This is a genomic window from Streptomyces sp. NPDC101165 (genome assembly GCF_044768135.1).
Classification (GTDB): Bacteria; Actinomycetota; Actinomycetes; order Streptomycetales; family Streptomycetaceae; genus Streptomyces.
Window position 1 is genome coordinate 32,929 of the sequence record NZ_JBIWPG010000021.1, and the last position, 14,102, is coordinate 47,030.

16 protein-coding genes are annotated in these 14,102 nt (G+C 72.5%); 3 read left to right on the plus strand and 13 right to left on the minus strand.

The annotated features are described in order from the left end of the window. Window positions 1–271: 271 nt before the first annotated feature. A complete protein-coding gene (locus ACIRVH_RS35690; RefSeq protein ID WP_403962346.1) occupies window positions 272–922 on the plus strand; it encodes an SCO3374 family protein in 651 nt (216 codons plus the stop codon). Here ACIRVH_RS35690 and ACIRVH_RS35695 read toward each other — a convergent pair. From ACIRVH_RS35695 to ACIRVH_RS35740, 10 genes are all read right to left on the minus strand, one after another. Further along, on the minus strand, window positions 901–1,236 hold the full coding sequence (locus ACIRVH_RS35695) for an Lsr2 family protein (protein WP_403962349.1): 336 nt from the start codon (window positions 1,234–1,236) through the stop codon (window positions 901–903). The genes ACIRVH_RS35690 and ACIRVH_RS35695 overlap by 22 nt on opposite strands. 202 nt (window positions 1,237–1,438) lie before the next feature. Beyond that, window positions 1,439–1,972 carry an amino-acid N-acetyltransferase gene (locus ACIRVH_RS35700; protein WP_386579566.1) on the minus strand — a complete coding sequence of 178 codons (534 nt, stop codon included), beginning with the start codon at window positions 1,970–1,972 and terminating at the stop codon, window positions 1,439–1,441. Between the two features lie 9 nt (window positions 1,973–1,981). Further along, entirely contained in the window at window positions 1,982–2,377 is a 396-nt protein-coding gene (locus ACIRVH_RS35705) for a BlaI/MecI/CopY family transcriptional regulator (RefSeq protein WP_386579565.1), read from the minus strand. A gap of 169 nt (window positions 2,378–2,546) precedes the next feature. Then, a complete protein-coding gene (locus ACIRVH_RS35710; protein ID WP_145885759.1) occupies window positions 2,547–2,726 on the minus strand; it encodes a hypothetical protein in 180 nt (59 codons plus the stop codon). A 57-nt stretch (window positions 2,727–2,783) separates the two neighbouring features. Beyond that, entirely contained in the window at window positions 2,784–3,455 is a 672-nt protein-coding gene (locus ACIRVH_RS35715) for a hypothetical protein (RefSeq protein ID WP_403962688.1), read from the minus strand. A gap of 194 nt (window positions 3,456–3,649) precedes the next feature. Then, on the minus strand, window positions 3,650–4,447 hold the full coding sequence (locus ACIRVH_RS35720) for a type III pantothenate kinase (protein WP_145885761.1): 798 nt from the start codon (window positions 4,445–4,447) through the stop codon (window positions 3,650–3,652). Between the two features lie 5 nt (window positions 4,448–4,452). Beyond that, window positions 4,453–5,430: a carboxylating nicotinate-nucleotide diphosphorylase gene (gene nadC, locus ACIRVH_RS35725; protein ID WP_403962354.1), complete on the minus strand. Its 978-nt coding sequence runs from the start codon at window positions 5,428–5,430 to the stop codon at window positions 4,453–4,455. Beyond that, on the minus strand, window positions 5,427–7,154 hold the full coding sequence (locus tag ACIRVH_RS35730; protein ID WP_403962357.1) for an L-aspartate oxidase: 1,728 nt from the start codon (window positions 7,152–7,154) through the stop codon (window positions 5,427–5,429). The genes nadC and ACIRVH_RS35730 overlap by 4 nt, the downstream gene beginning before the upstream one ends. Beyond that, window positions 7,151–8,152, minus strand: coding sequence for a pantoate--beta-alanine ligase (panC, locus tag ACIRVH_RS35735; RefSeq protein WP_403962360.1), 1,002 nt, complete (start codon window positions 8,150–8,152; stop codon window positions 7,151–7,153). Before panC ends, ACIRVH_RS35730 begins: the two co-directional genes overlap by 4 nt. Next, window positions 8,152–9,114, minus strand: coding sequence for a Rossmann-like and DUF2520 domain-containing protein (locus tag ACIRVH_RS35740; RefSeq protein ID WP_403962363.1), 963 nt, complete (start codon window positions 9,112–9,114; stop codon window positions 8,152–8,154). Before ACIRVH_RS35740 ends, panC begins: the two co-directional genes overlap by 1 nt. A 172-nt stretch (window positions 9,115–9,286) precedes the next feature. Between ACIRVH_RS35740 and ACIRVH_RS35745 the strand changes: the two genes are divergently transcribed. Continuing rightward, on the plus strand, window positions 9,287–10,459 hold the full coding sequence (locus ACIRVH_RS35745; protein ID WP_403962366.1) for a threonine aldolase family protein: 1,173 nt from the start codon (window positions 9,287–9,289) through the stop codon (window positions 10,457–10,459). A 6-nt stretch (window positions 10,460–10,465) separates the two neighbouring features. Here the strand turns inward: ACIRVH_RS35745 and ACIRVH_RS35750 are convergent, their stop codons facing one another. Continuing rightward, window positions 10,466–10,672, minus strand: coding sequence for a hypothetical protein (locus ACIRVH_RS35750; RefSeq protein WP_403962368.1), 207 nt, complete (start codon window positions 10,670–10,672; stop codon window positions 10,466–10,468). Window positions 10,673–10,832: 160 nt separating this feature from the next. On the opposite strand from ACIRVH_RS35750, the gene ACIRVH_RS35755 reads away from it, so the two are divergent. Next, window positions 10,833–11,936, plus strand: coding sequence for a DUF5937 family protein (locus tag ACIRVH_RS35755; protein WP_403962371.1), 1,104 nt, complete (start codon window positions 10,833–10,835; stop codon window positions 11,934–11,936). Window positions 11,937–12,085: 149 nt separating this feature from the next. Here the strand turns inward: ACIRVH_RS35755 and ACIRVH_RS35760 are convergent, their stop codons facing one another. Both ACIRVH_RS35760 and ACIRVH_RS35765 read right to left on the minus strand, forming a co-directional pair. Beyond that, window positions 12,086–12,757: a response regulator transcription factor gene (locus ACIRVH_RS35760; protein ID WP_097253150.1), complete on the minus strand. Its 672-nt coding sequence runs from the start codon at window positions 12,755–12,757 to the stop codon at window positions 12,086–12,088. Window positions 12,758–12,832: 75 nt separating this feature from the next. Continuing rightward, complete coding sequence (locus ACIRVH_RS35765; protein ID WP_403962375.1) at window positions 12,833–14,038, minus strand: sensor histidine kinase; 1,206 nt, start codon at window positions 14,036–14,038, stop codon at window positions 12,833–12,835. Window positions 14,039–14,102 lie beyond the last annotated feature (64 nt).

The following is a 14,102-nucleotide window of genomic DNA, read 5'->3' on the forward strand; positions in this document are numbered from 1 at the left end:
GCCAGGCAGTTACCCCACTCGCCACTACGCCGATGGCGAACGTGAGACGGCCCGTTCTGCGCGTCGCCCCCTCCCACTAGGCATGTCTTACCCGCAGGGACTGACACTCCATGCCGCGCGCACCGGTTCCCTCCGCTATGGGCGAACAACCTTGCGCCTCCGCGGACCCCCGCACGCTCCCTTTTCGGGCACTCTGCGCAATGGTCAGAGCACCCAGCGTAACCTGTGGCCCGCTTCGGCTGTTGCACTTGGCATGGCTGGCTCGGTCTCCATGACCTCCACTGTCCCCCTTCCTCGCCGAGCGCTCGACCGGAAGCTCTCCGACCTTCCGGAGAACCCGGAAGTACGGGCCCGGCACTGGTACGAGAACGATCTGGGCTGGCCGACCGTGCCCGGACGGCCGCTGCGGTTGGTCACGGGGCTGCGGTTCGACGTCCTGGACGTGCCGGCCGAGGCGGGAGCCGTGGCGCTCAGGCATCTCGCGCCGGGCTCTCCGGTGGCCCTGTGGGGCGATCGGATGCGGCTGCTGCTGGCCGTCGGCAGTGCGGAGGAAGTGCCCGGGCTGCTGGAGTGGCTGGAATGGGGGGCGCTGGCGCTGGACCTTCGGGTCCTGGGCGCGGGCGGCCTGATGGAGGCGCCGGTTCCGCCCGAGCGGGCCTGGAGCGGGGCTCAGCCTCTGCTCGACGGGCCCTGCGCCGCCGATTCCGTGCAGGGGGCCGCCGTATGGCTGCGGCCCCCCGGGCCGGGGGGCGAGGCAGAGGCCTCGCTGCCGGCGTTGCCGGCCATGGGGAGGCCCGGAGGCGCCCCCGATCTCGTACGACTGGTGGACACGGTGGCAGCGCAGTGCCACCGGGTCCGGCTGCGGCGCGCGAGCGCGCGGCCGCCCGCCTGCCGGCGAAATCAGCCGTTGGCCTTCTCGTAGGCCTCGCGAATGGACGCGGGAACACGGCCGCGGTCGTTGACCTCGAAGCCGTTGTCCTTCGCCCAGGCACGGATCTGCGCGGTGTCCTGGCTGCCACCGGAAGCGGCACGCGTCTTTCCACGCCCGCCCGAGGCACGGCCACCGGTACGCCGACCACCCTTCACATAGGGGTCGAGAAGGCCACGCAGCTTGTCCGCATTGCTGGTCGTGAGATCGATCTCGTACGTCTTGCCGTCCAGCGCGAACGTCACGGTCTCGTCCGCCTCGCCGCCGTCGAGGTCGTCGACAAGAAGGACCTGAACCTTCTGTGCCACCGGATTTCCTTTCATCGATAACGTGAGGGTCAGGGGTGTGCGGCGCCCGCCGTTTCGCCGCCCCTGTTATATGCAGTACTGCAGTACGTCGGAAAGCAAACCGCTTTTGCCGGAAAAACACAAACCCCTGGGAGAGACCCAGGGGCCCGCCCCGGCCCGGAAACATGCGCGTTTCGGACATAGGGCACCGGGGCAAAGACGATCACAGATGCAGAAGCATCCGGCTGTTGCCCAAGGTGTTCGGTTTCACTCGTTCGAGACCGAGGAACTCGGCGACGCCCTCGTCATAGGAACGCAACAGCTCCGCGTACACATCGGTGTCGACCGGTGTCTCACCGATCTCCACGAAGCCGTGCTTCCCGAAGAAGTCCACTTCGAAGGTGAGACAGAAAACGCGCCGAACACCGAGCCAGCGCGCTGTCTCCACCAACTTCTCCAGCAACTGATGACCGACGCCGGCGCCCTTGAGGCCGGGCTTCACCGCGAGAGTGCGGACTTCCGCCAGGTCTTCCCACATGACGTGCAGCGCCCCGCAGCCGACCACCTCGGCGTTGTCGTCGCGTTCCGCGACCCAGAACTCCTGGATGTCCTCGTAAAGCGTCACCGTGGCTTTGTCGAGCAGGATGCGGTCGCGGGCGTAGGCGTCGAGGAGGCGGCGCACGGCCGGGACATCGCTGGTCCGGGCCCGCCGGACGGTGATGGCTTTTGCGGTGACTTCGGGACGCTCTGCTGACATGAGCGGACGCTATCGCCCGGCGGCCTCCCCCGCCGCGCCGGGGTTCTCCACTTGCGGGGCTTGGGGGGCTTCCTGGGTTTCCGGACCCTGGACGATGCGTACGGCGTCCCTGAGAGCCTGGCGCTGTTCCTCGCTCATCATCCCGAAGAAGGCGACGAGAGCCGCGGCGGGGTTGTCGCTCTGCGACCAGGCGTCGTTCATCAGAGCGGCGGCGTAGGCGGCTCGGGTGGAGACGGCCTCATATCGATAGGCGCGCCCTTCGGCCTCCCGGCGCACCCAGCCCTTCTGATGGAGATTGTCCAGAACGGTCATCACGGTGGTGTACGCGATGGACCGTTCCTGCTGCAGGTCTTCCAGGACTTCTCGAACGGTCACCGGGCGGTTCCACTTCCACACCCGCGTCATGACCGCGTCTTCGAGTTCTCCCAATGGGCGAGGCACAGCTCAGAACAATAGTGGGAGATCCCGACAATGGCGTGCCGGACGTGCGCTTAGGTTACAAACGTGAACAAAAAGGGCGCACGACTCCGAAAGCACCGGGGTGCGGGGAGTCGTGCGCCCGGGTCCGTACGGTTCAGGCGTCGCCGGCGGCGGAGGCCTGACGCGTGCCTTCCGCGCGCGCGAGGGCGGCGTCCACGGCCGCGTCCTCCTTGGCCTTGGCGGCCCCGCCCTGGGTCTTCACGATCACCCTGACCACACCGATGAAGAACACGGCCATGACGACCGGGGGCACGAGCGCGGAGACGTAGTCCATGGCTCCAGGGTAGCCAGCGGGGTCGGGGCGAAAGGGGCGGGGTGGGCGAACCTGCGCTCAGCCGGCGGCGAGCTGCCGCGACTCGGCGGTCTCGGCCGGGGCGGCGGGCGGCGTCGGCGGCTTGCGGCGGGGGAAGACCTCGCCCGGTGTGGGGATGGGGCGCTTCGGGGCGGCCGGTTCGGAGGCCGGACGCTCGGCGGGGCGTGCGGGAGGGGTCTTGCCGGGCTTCGGAGCGGGCTTCTGGGCGGGCTTCTCCGGGTCGTCGGCCTCCGCGGCCGGGGTCTCCCCCGCGCCGCCGGGAAGGGCCAGCAGGCGCGTCCTGGAGGGCGGTACGGCGGGGGCCGGGACCTTGCGGGCCCCCTGGGCGAAGCGTGCCCGTACGTCCTGCTCGGCGAGCGCCCGGCAGCGGTCCAGCAGGGCGGCCGCCACGGGGTTCCCGCACAGCGCCCGGAGCGCGGCGAGATCGTCCGGCGTCGGCCGGTGCCCGGCACCCAACGCCTCCTCGAGCAGGGCGAGGTAGCCGGCGGCGGTGCCCGGCAGGGCGGCGCGGTACCGGCCCAGGTCGGCCACCAGGAAGGCGCGCAGCCTGGCCCCCTCGCACATCGCCTCGTCGAGGGACTCGGCGAGGCGGAAGCAGTCCTTGGCGTCCTCGGCGGACGCTCGGCCGGGGTGAAGGGCGAGGGCGAGAGCGCGGCGGAGCACACGCAGCTCCTCCGCACCGAACGCCATGCCGCCGCAGGATCCGTATGGCGTGGGCATGCGGCGACGCTACCGCTAATCGGACAAAAGTGACGAATCGGAATGCTGTGTCGTCGCGTGTCGCTGCCAGGTTTCCCCCGACCGGGGTCACCCGCGCGCGTACGGCGCGCAGACCGGGCGCGCGGCGCCCGTGAAGGCCGGCGCCCGCCACGGGCGCCGGTGCCTCACATCCGCGACACGTTCCGTTCGTACACCAGGCGCAGGCCGATCAGGGTCAGCCACGGCTGGTGCTCGTCGATCACCGAGGACTCGCCCAGCACCACCGGCGCGAGACCGCCCGTGGCGATCACCGTGACGTCGTCGGGGTCGTCGGCCAGCTCCCGGGCCATCCGGCCCACCACGCCGTCGACCTGCCCGGCGAAGCCGTACACGACGCCCGACTGCATGGCCTCGACGGTGTTCTTGCCGATCACGTTCCTGGGCCGGGCCACCTCGATCTTCCGCAGCTGCGCGGCCCTGATCCCGAGGGCCTCCACCGAGATCTCGATGCCGGGGGCGATGACCCCGCCGACGTACTCCCCGCGCGCGGAGATCGCGTCGAAGGTGGTCGCCGTGCCGAAGTCGACGACGATCGCCGGGCCGCCGTACAGCTCGTTCGCCGCGACCGCGTTGATGATGCGGTCGGCGCCGACCTCCTTGGGGTTGTCGAACTGGATCGGCACGCCCGTCTTCACGCCCGGCTCGACCAGCACCGCGGGCACGTCGCCGTAGTAGCGCCGGGTGACCTCGCGCAGCTCGTGCAGCACCGACGGCACGGTCGCGCAGATCGCGATGCCGTCGATGCCGTCGCCCAGCTCCTCACCGAGCAGCGGGTGCATGCCCATCAGGCCCTGCAGCAGCACCGCCAGCTCGTCCGCCGTGCGGCGCGCGTCCGTGGAGATGCGCCAGTGCTCGACGATGTCCTCGCCGTCGAACAGGCCGAGCACGGTGTGCGTGTTACCGACGTCGATCGTGAGCAGCATGGCCGTTACTCCGCCTCGCGCAGGTCCAGGCCGATGTCGAGGATCGGCGAGGAGTGGGTGAGGGCGCCGACGGCCAGGAAGTCCACGCCGGTGTCGGCGTACATGCGCGCGGTGTCGAGGGTGAGCCGCCCGGAGGCCTCCAGCAGGGCCCGCCCGCCGACGATCCCGACGGCCTCCGCGCACTCGTCGGGCGTGAAGTTGTCCAGCAGGATCAGGTCGGCGCCCGCCTCGACGACCTCGCGCAGCTGGTGCAGGGTGTCGACCTCGACCTCGATCGGCACCTCCGGGAAGGCCTCCCGTACGGCCTTGAAGGCCTGGGCGACGCCGCCGGCGGCCACCACGTGGTTGTCCTTCACCAGGGCGGCGTCGGAGAGCGACATGCGGTGGTTGACGCCCCCGCCGCAGCGCACCGCGAACTTCTCCAGCGAGCGCAGCCCCGGCGTGGTCTTGCGGGTGTCACGCACGCGCGCCGTGGTGCCCTCCAGCACGTCCGCCCACGCGCGCGTGGCGGTCGCGATGCCGGAGAGGCTGCACATGAGGTTGAGGGCGCTGCGCTCGGCGGTGAGCAGGTCACGCGTGCGCGTGGTGACCGACAGCAGCTTCTGCCCGGCCTCGACGCGGTCGCCGTCCTCGACGTGTCGCTCGACCTCGAACTCGTCCGTGCAGACCACCGAGAGCACGGCCTCGGCGACCCGCAGGCCCGCCGCCACGCCGGCCTCGCGCGCGGTGAAGTCGCCGGTGGCCACGGCCTCTTCGGGGATGGTCGCGACGGTCGTCACGTCCACGCCGCCGGCCAGGTCCTCCTGGATGGCGACGTTCGCGATGTCCTCGACCTCGACGGGGTCGAGTCCGGCAGCTTCCAGCAGCTCGGCGAGCGCGGGGTCGAGCCCGCACTCCAGGTACTCCTCGTCGCCCTCCGCGCCGCAGGCGCAGCCGTCACCGCAGCCGCCGGTCGGGGCGAGGGGAAGGTCGTCGGTGCTCACTTGTTCTGCTCCTGAGGGCGCTGGTGTTGCCGGGTCGGGGGGAAGTCTGCGGTGTCCGTGGTACGTACGGCCAACGACCGGTCGGGATTGAGCCGTACGACGATGTGGCGTCGCCAGTTCGTGTCGTCGCGCTCGGCGCGGTCCTCGCGCCAGTGGCAGCCGCGGGTCTCCTCGCGCAGCCGCGCGGCGGTGACCAGGACGCGGGCCACGCACAGGAGGTTGGTCGCCTCCCAGGTGTCGACGCCGGGCTCGGCGGTCTTGCCGTTCTCCTCCAGGGCGTCGCGGGCCTCGCTGTGCAGCCGCTGGAGCTGGTCCGCGGCCTTGTCCAGCGACTCCGCCGAGCGGAGCACGCCCGCGCCCTCGGTCATGATCCGCTGGATGGCGAACCGGGCCTCGGGGGCGAGCAGCGGGTGCGCGGGCTTCTCCGGGTCCGGGACCGGTATGGGCACGCGCGCGTGCAGGCCGTCCGCGGCGTGGGTCGCCGCGATGTCGGCGGCGATCCGCTCGGCGTAGACGAGGCCTTCGAGAAGGGAGTTGGAGGCGAGCCGGTTGGCGCCGTGCACGCCGGTGCAGGCGACCTCGCCGCACGCGTACAGGCCGGGGACGGTCGTCCGGCCCTGTGCGTCGGTGCGGAGGCCTCCGGAGGCGTAGTGGGCGGCCGGGGCGATCGGGATGGGCTCGGTGACCGGGTCGATGCCGTTGGCGCGGCAGGCGGCCAGGATGGTCGGGAAGCGGTGCTCCCACATGTGGGCGCCGAAGTGCCGGGCGTCGAGGAACATGTGCTCGGCGTCCTGCTCCTGCATCCGCCGCATGATGCCCTTGGCGACGATGTCCCGGGGCGCCAGCTCGGCCAGCTCGTGCTGTCCGACCATGAAGCGCACCCCGTCCCCGTCGACCAGGTGGGCGCCCTCGCCGCGCACCGCCTCGGAGACGAGCGGCTGCTGGCCCTCGGCGTCCGGGCCGAGGAAGAGCACGGTCGGGTGGAACTGGACGAACTCGAGGTCGCTGATCTCCGCGCCCGCGCGCAGCGCCAGCGCCACGCCGTCGCCGGTGGACACGGACGGGTTGGTGGTCGCGGAGAACACCTGGCCCATGCCGCCGGTGGCGAGGACGACCGTGGGGGCGTGCACGGCGCCCACGCCGTCGTGCTGGCCCTCGCCCATCACGTGCAGGGAGACGCCCGCGGTGCGGCCGTCGGCATCCGTGAGCAGGTCCAGGACCAGCGCGTTCTCGATCATGCGCACCCCGCGCGCGCGTGCGGCCTCCACGAGCGCGCGGGAGATCTCCGCGCCGGTCGCGTCCCCGCCCGCGTGCGCGATGCGGCGCCGGTGGTGGCCGCCCTCGCGGGTGAGCTGGATGTCGCCCTCGTCGTCGGTGTCGAAGTGGGCGCCGGTGGAGATCAGCCGCCGTACCGCGTCGGGGCCCTCCGTGACGAGGATCCGTACGGCGTCCTCGTCGCACAGGCCCGCGCCGGCCACCAGGGTGTCCTCCAGGTGCTGCTCCGGGGTGTCGCCCTCGCCGAGGGCGGCGGCGATGCCGCCCTGCGCCCAGCGTGTGGAGCCGTCGTCAAGACGGGCCTTGGTGACGACGACCGTCGTCAGGCCCGCGGCCTCGCAGCGCAGAGCGGCGGTCAGGCCGGCCACTCCGGAGCCGACGACGACCACGTCCGCGGAGATGGACCACCCGGGTGCGGGCGCGTGCAGTCGTATGCCTGTGCTGGTCACGAGGCGGCTCCGAGGGATCCGAAGGTGAGAGGGAGGTTGTCGATCAGCCGGGTGGTGCCCACCCGGGCGGCCACGGCGAGGACGGCCTCGCCGGTGAAGCCGTCACCGATCTCGGTGAAGTCGGAGGGGTCCACGAGGGCGAGGTAGTCCAGTTGGAGCGGCGGGTCGAGGCGGACGCCCTCGTCGAGGACCTGGCGGGCGGCCGCGCGGACGGCCGCCGGGCGGCCGGGTGCGGCGGTGGCCACGGCGTGTGCGTCGGCCGCCGCGCGGGACTCCCCTATGGCGCTCAGCGCCTCGGCACGCGCGTGCGTGGAGGGCACTTCGCGGGCCCGCGCGCGCAGCGCCTCCTGCGCTGCGTGCCGGTCGCTGCCGGCGAACAGCGCGCGGGACAGGGTGAGGGCGGTACGGCGCTCGTCGGGCGAGAGGTAGCGGTTGCGGCTGGACAGGGCGAGCCCGTCCTCCTCGCGCACGGTCGGTACGCCGACGATCTCGATGCCGAAGTTCAGGTCCCGCACCATGCGCCGGATCAGGGCCAGTTGCTGGGCGTCCTTCTGCCCGAACAGCGCCACGTCGGGGCGGCTGAGGTGCAGCAGCTTGGCGACGACGGTGAGCACACCGTCGAAGTGCCCGGGCCGCGAGGCGCCCTCCAGGCGTTCGCCCATCGGTCCCGCGGAGACGCGGACCTGGGGTTCGCCGCCCGGGTACACCTCGTCCGCGGAGGGCGCGAACACGGCGTCGGCGCCCGCCTGCTCGGCGAGTTTCAGGTCGGCTTCGAGGGTGCGCGGGTAGCGGTCCAGGTCCTCGCCGGCTCCGAACTGCAGCGGGTTGACGAAGACGGTGACGACGACCTCCCCGCCCGGGCCGGCCATCTCGCGCGCGGCGCGGATCAGCGTCGCGTGGCCTTCGTGCAGGGCGCCCATGGTCATCACGACGGCCCGGCGGCCGTGCCGCACGCGCGCGTGCAGCTCTTCGGCGGTGCTCAGCAGGGCGGCGGTCATCAGGCGTTCCCCTCGGTGCTGTTCGTGCCGTCGGTCCCGTTCTTGCCGTCGGTGCCGTTCTTGCCGTCGGCCAGCACGCCGAGCAGGTCCTCGGCGAGTTCCGGCTTCAGCAGGCCGTGGGCGAGGGCACGGTCGGCGGTCGCGCGGGCCATCGCCAGATAGCCCGCGACGGTCTGCGGGGCGTGTCTGCGCAGCTCGGTGACGTGCGCGGCGACCGTGCCGGCGTCACCGCGCGCGACCGGTCCGGTGAGTGCCGCGTCGCCCGAGCGCAGCGCGTTGTCCAGGGCGGCGCCGAGGAGCGGGCCGAGCATCCGGTCGGGGGCCTCGACGCCCGCCGTGCGCAGCAGCTCCATGGACTGGGCGACCAGGGTCACCAGGTGGTTGGCGCCGAGGGCGAGGGCCGCGTGGTAGAGCGGGCGGTTCTCCTCGCTGATCCACTCGGGCTCGCCGCCCATCTCGATGACCAGGGCCTCGGCGGCCAGACGCAGCTCCTCGGGCGCGGTGACGCCGAACGAGCAGCCCGCCAGGCGCTGGACGTCCACCGGGGTGCCGGTGAAGGTCATCGCCGGGTGCAGCGCCAGCGGCAGCGCGCCCGCGCGCAGGGCGGGGTCGAGGACCTTCGCGCCGTATCGCCCGGAGGTGTGCACGAGCAGCTGTCCCGGCCGTACGGCACCGGTCTCGGCGAGGCCGGCGACCAGGCCGGGCAGGGCGTCGTCGGGGACGGTGAGCAGGACGAGGTCGGCGCGCTGGAGGACCTCGGCGGGCGGCACCAGGGGCACGTCGGGGAGCATCGTCTCGGCGCGCCTGCGGGAGGCGTCGGAGACTCCGGAGACGGCCACCGGGCGGTGCCCGGCGAGCTGGAGGCACGCGGCCAGGGCGGGACCCACCCGTCCGGCGCCGACGACACCGACGGTGAGCCGCGCGGGGCGGTCCTTGAGGTCTGGCTGGTGGACTGTACTCACGCGACGGCGGCCTTCCCGTTCCAGTCCGCTCTGGGTACCGGACGATTTCTCGTCATGTTAACGCTATCGGGTCGGAGCGCGGCCGGTTGTCCACAGGCTGTGGGTTACCCCACGCCCGCCCCGCCGGAAAACCCCGCTGCCCCGCAAAGGCGCGCAGGGCATGATCCCGGGCATGACTGATACGGCTGAGCAGGGCGAGGAGCGGACCGCGCAGGAGCGGTCGCGGGAACGGCGCGCGGCGGCCCAGCGCGGGGCCCGGAGCGTCCTGTCGCGCGCGGGCTGGCGGGGCACGATCCGGGAGCGGCTCGCGCTGCTCCAGGAGGCGGCCCCCGAGATGTACGACCTGGACGAGCCGGCGGACGTCTACGGCAACGGGATCGTGGCGGCCCTGGAGAAGCGGGTCGCGGCCCTGCTCGGCACGGAGGCCGCCGTGTTCTTCCCGACGGGCACGATGGCCCAGCAGGTCGCCCTGCGCTGCTGGGCGGCTCGCACCGGCAATCCCGCCGTGGCCCTGCACGCCCTGGCCCACCCCGAGGTGCACGAACGGCATGCGCTCAGCCAGGTCGCCGGTCTGCGCCCGGTGCGCGTGACCGACGAGCCCCGGCTGCCCACGGCCGACGAGATACGCGACTTCCCGGAGCCCTTCGGGGCACTGATGCTGGAACTGCCTCTCCGGGACGCCGGTTTCGTGCTGCCCACCTGGGAGGAGCTGACCGAGGTCGTCGAGGCCGCGCGGGAGCGCGACGCGGTGGTGCACTTCGACGGCGCGCGCCTTTGGGAGTGCACCGTCCACTTCGAGCGCCCCCTGGACGAGATCGCGGGCCTCGCGGACAGCGTCTACGTGTCGTTCTACAAGTCCCTCGACGGCTTCGGCGGTGCCGCGCTGGCCGGTCCGCGAACCCTGGTCGAGGAGGCGAGGACCTGGCGGCACCGGTACGGCGGCATGGTCTTCCAGCAGTTCCCGACCGTGCTGTCGGCGCTCGTCGGCCTGGAGCGGGAGCTGCCCCGGCTGCCCGACTACGTGCGGCACGCGCGCGTGGTGGCCGCGGCCCTGCGCGAGGGCTTCGCGGAGGCGGGCCTGCCGTGGGCGCGCGTGCACCCCGAGGTGCCGCACACCCATGAGTTCCAGGTCTGGCTGCCGTACGAGCCCGAGGTGCTGACGGAGGCGGCGATCCGGCAGGCCGAGGAGACCTCGGTGATGCTCTTCACGAACGCCTGGGACGGCGCCGCGCCCGGCCTGGCGTACACGGAGGTCACCGTCCGCTCGGCGGGCCTGGAGTGGACGGCCGCCGACGTCCGTGCGGCCGTCCAGGAGTTCGTGAGCCGACTGCCCGGGAGGGCGTAGCGGGCCCTACAGGGCGCGCGGGCGCAGCCGGCGGGTCAGGGCCTGGCGGAGCCGTCCGTACGCCGGGCGCTCGGCGAGGACCGCGCGGAAGCGCCGGTAGTCGCGCAGTTCGCGCATCAGGTCGCGGTCGTGGCGGCCCGGCGCGGGCGGTGCGGGCTCTCCGTGCAGGCGGGCGCGGTAGGTGTCGAGGAGGTACTGCTGCGTGATGCTCATGGCGGATCGCCTTCTGGGGACGTGGCTGATCGATGACTGATCGGGCTCCGCGGTTGCCCCGGTGTCCTCAGATTGCTCCTGCTCGGAGCGGATGTCCCGTGGATTGACGGCAGCCGTCAATCCACGGGGCACCGTCAGTGGCCGGGTGCACCATGGGGGCATGAGCGTGACGATCGACATCGCCGGACTGCCGCCGGAGCGAATCTCCGTCGTGCCCTCCGCGCTGGCGGAGCTGGGGATGGCGCTGCACGCGCTCAGCGAGCCCGGCCACCACCCGCAGCTGCAGGGCTGGGTGACCGCCGTGTCGACCCGGCTGGACCCGGGTCTGGCCGACCGGCTGTGCGAGGCGGACTTCCTGTGGCGCACGACGTTCTCCGACGTCTTCGCCCCGTTCGCCGGTATCCCCGGCGGGCGTGCGCAGCCGGGCGCCACGCTCGCCGAGGAACTGGACCAGCTGGATCAGCTGACGGACGAACAGTTCGTCCACGCGGCCCTGGAGTTCACCTGCCAGCTGCGCTACGACATCGCCGAGCCCGGCCCGCTCGACGATCCCGAGCTGCGCCGGCGCTCCCTGGAGCTGGCCGCCGCGCGCGGTGCCGTCCAGGAACGGGTCACCCTCCGGCTGCTGGAGGACCCGTCGGCCGTCCGCGCCTGGTTCCGGCAGCTCGTGCTCGACTGCGACGAGGCCTTCTTCGCGGACACCTGGGCCCGGCTCCAGCCCCAGCTCGCGGCGGACGCCCGGCACAAGACCGAACTGCTGCGCCGCAAGAGCTTGGGCGAGGCCCTCGCCTCGCTCTCCGGTGCCGTCTCGCTGGACGAGGAGGCCGGGCTCATCACAGTCGACAAGCTCCTGGTGGGGCGGACGGCCACCGGCGACGGCGGCCTCGTCCTGGTGCCGACCAGCCTCGGCTGGCCCCATGTGATGGTCCTGCACCGCTACGGCTGGCAGCCCACGATCACCTATCCCGTCAGCGGCTGCCACCCGCAGGCGCCGTCCGTCGAGCAGCTCACGCTCCGTCTGGAGGCGCTGGCCCACCCGGTGCGGATGCGACTGTGCCGCCATCTGGCCCGCGCACAGCACACCACGAGCGAACTGGCGGACGCGCACGGCATGTCCGCCCCCGAGATATCCCGGCACCTGGCGGTGCTGAAGAAGGCGGGTCTGATCACGAGCGGCCGCCGCGGCCGCTACGTCCAGCACCAGCTGGACCTGTCCGCGGTGGCCCGCCTGGGCAGCGACTTCATCGAGGGCGTCCTGCGCTAGGCGCTCCGCCGGACATGCCGCGATGTGCCGTCGCTCGCCTGCAGCACCGTCGTGGCCGGTCGCGCCCACGCGGCGGTAGCCGCATGTCAAACACGGCCCCGCGCCCCTTCAGGGCGCTGCCCGACTGCAGCGGACTTCGCCGAGGGGCGTCAGCCGTGGCCGCCGGCCCGCACCAGTCCGGTCTCGTACGCCAGCACCACCACCTGCACCCGGTCACGCAGGCCGAGCTTGGTCAGTATGCGGCCCACATGGGTCTTCACCGTCGCCTCGGACAGCACCAGGCGGGCCGCGATCTCGCCGTTGGACAGGCCCTGCGCGACCAGCACCATGACCTCGCGCTCCCGGTCGGTGAGCCGCTCCAGCTCCTTGTGCTGGGGCTCCCGGCCGGCGGAGGGCAGCATCGGCGCGAACCGGTCCAGCAGGCGCCGGGTGGTGGACGGGGCCACCACCGCGTCGCCGCTGTGCACGGAGCGGATGGCCGCCAGCAGCTCGCCGGGCGGCACGTCCTTGAGCATGAAGCCGGAGGCGCCCGCCTTCAGCCCGGAGAAGGCGTACTCGTCCAGGTCGAAGGTGGTCAGGATGAGCACCTTCGGCGGGTTCGGCTCCTGGCAGATGCGGCGCGTGGCCTCGACGCCGTCCAGCTTCGGCATGCGGACGTCCATCAGGACGACGTCGACGGCGGTGGAGCGCACCACCTGAAGGGCCTCGACTCCGTCACCCGCCTCCGCGACGACCTCCATGTCCGGCTGGGCGGCGAGCACCATCCGGAACCCGGTGCGCAGCAGCACCTGGTCGTCGACGAGCATCACGCGGATCGTCATCGGGGTCCTCTTCCGTTTGCTCTGGGGTGCTCTTGGGGGGGTGTGACAGGTGTCAACAGGGGGCGTGCGGCGGCGTCAGTGCGCCGGTTTGAGCGGGAGCAGCACGCTGATGCGGAATCCTCCGCCCGGGCGCGGGCCGGCGTCCAGGGTGCCGCCGACCATGCCGACCCGCTCGCGCATGCCGATCAGGCCGTGCCCCTGACCGTCGGCGCCGCCCTCCTCGTACAGCTCGTGCGGGGCGCCCTTGCCGTCGTCCTCGACGAGCAGGCCGAGCCCGTCGTCGAAGTAGACCAGTCGCACGCTCGCGCCCGCGTTGGGCCCGCCGTGCTTGCGGGTGTTGGTGAGCGCCTCCTGCACGATGCGGTACGCGGTCAGCTCCACCCCGCTGGGGAGCGGGCGCGGGGTGCCCTCGACCTTGAAGTCGACGGGCAGTCCGGAACTGCGGCACTGCTCGATGAGGTCGTCGATCTGCTCGACGTCCGGCTGCGGGACGTACTCCCCGCTCTCCTGGTGCTCGCCGGTGCGCAGCACGCCCAGCAGGCGGCGCATCTCGGCGAGGGCCTGGCGGCCGGTGGAGGAGATCGTCTCCAGGGCCTTCTTCGCCTGGTCGGGCGCGGCGTCGAGGACGTAGGCGGCGCCGTCGGCCTGGACCACCATCACCGACACGTTGTGCGCGACGACGTCGTGCAGCTCGCGCGCGATCCGCGCGCGCTCGGCCGCGACCGCCACCTTCGCCTGTGCCTCGCGCTCCTTCTCCAGCCGGGCGGCGCGCTCCTCCAGCTGGGCGAAGTAGGCCCGGCGGGTGCGCATGGAGTCGCCGAGCACCCAGGCCAGGGCGAACGGCACCGTCTGGAACACCGCGATCGCCAGCTGGCCCACCCCGCTGGAGTGCTGGTCCGGCCAGCGGATCTGCGCCAGGGCGGCCGCGGACAGGCTGACGAAGAGCGCGAGCCGGGAGGCCCAGCGCGCGCCGACCGCCGCGACCGTGTAGGTGATCACCAGCATGGCGAAGTCGGCGGCGGTCATCTCGATGTCCAGGACCAGCTGGGCCAGCCCGGTCGCGAGGGCCAGCAGCAACATCGCCTCGGGGAAGCGACGACGCAGCGCCACGACGACGCACAGGACGGCGGACACCGCAAGACCGCCGCCGATCGACATGTGGTGGTCCGGCACGCCGTTCTGACTCACCACGCTCACGCCGGAAAGCCCGAACAGGACGACGGCCCAGAAGCTGTCGACCCATGTCGGGTGCCTGCGGAGGAAGTCATAAAGGCGTTGCACGTAACCCAGAGTAGGGAAGCTGGATGCGTGCAGGGGTCAACCGGAGGGCCGATCCGCAAGAGCG

What these genes read in the sequence shown, in the direction of transcription:
- ACIRVH_RS35690 (WP_403962346.1), top strand. Translation starts at nt 272, where the DNA reads ATGACCTCCACTGTCCCCCTTCCTCGCCGAGCGCTCGACCGGAAGCTC.
- ACIRVH_RS35700 (WP_386579566.1), bottom strand. Translation starts at nt 1,972, where the DNA reads ATGTCAGCAGAGCGTCCCGAAGTCACCGCAAAAGCCATCACCGTCCGG.
- ACIRVH_RS35705 (WP_386579565.1), bottom strand. Translation starts at nt 2,377, where the DNA reads ATGACGCGGGTGTGGAAGTGGAACCGCCCGGTGACCGTTCGAGAAGTC.
- ACIRVH_RS35710 (WP_145885759.1), bottom strand. Translation starts at nt 2,726, where the DNA reads ATGGACTACGTCTCCGCGCTCGTGCCCCCGGTCGTCATGGCCGTGTTC.
- ACIRVH_RS35715 (WP_403962688.1), bottom strand. Translation starts at nt 3,455, where the DNA reads ATGGCGTTCGGTGCGGAGGAGCTGCGTGTGCTCCGCCGCGCTCTCGCC.
- ACIRVH_RS35720 (WP_145885761.1), bottom strand. Translation starts at nt 4,447, where the DNA reads ATGCTGCTCACGATCGACGTCGGTAACACGCACACCGTGCTCGGCCTG.
- panC (WP_403962360.1), bottom strand. Translation starts at nt 8,152, where the DNA reads ATGACCGCCGCCCTGCTGAGCACCGCCGAAGAGCTGCACGCGCGCGTG.
- ACIRVH_RS35745 (WP_403962366.1), top strand. Translation starts at nt 9,287, where the DNA reads ATGACTGATACGGCTGAGCAGGGCGAGGAGCGGACCGCGCAGGAGCGG.
- ACIRVH_RS35750 (WP_403962368.1), bottom strand. Translation starts at nt 10,672, where the DNA reads ATGAGCATCACGCAGCAGTACCTCCTCGACACCTACCGCGCCCGCCTG.
- ACIRVH_RS35755 (WP_403962371.1), top strand. Translation starts at nt 10,833, where the DNA reads ATGAGCGTGACGATCGACATCGCCGGACTGCCGCCGGAGCGAATCTCC.
- ACIRVH_RS35760 (WP_097253150.1), bottom strand. Translation starts at nt 12,757, where the DNA reads ATGACGATCCGCGTGATGCTCGTCGACGACCAGGTGCTGCTGCGCACC.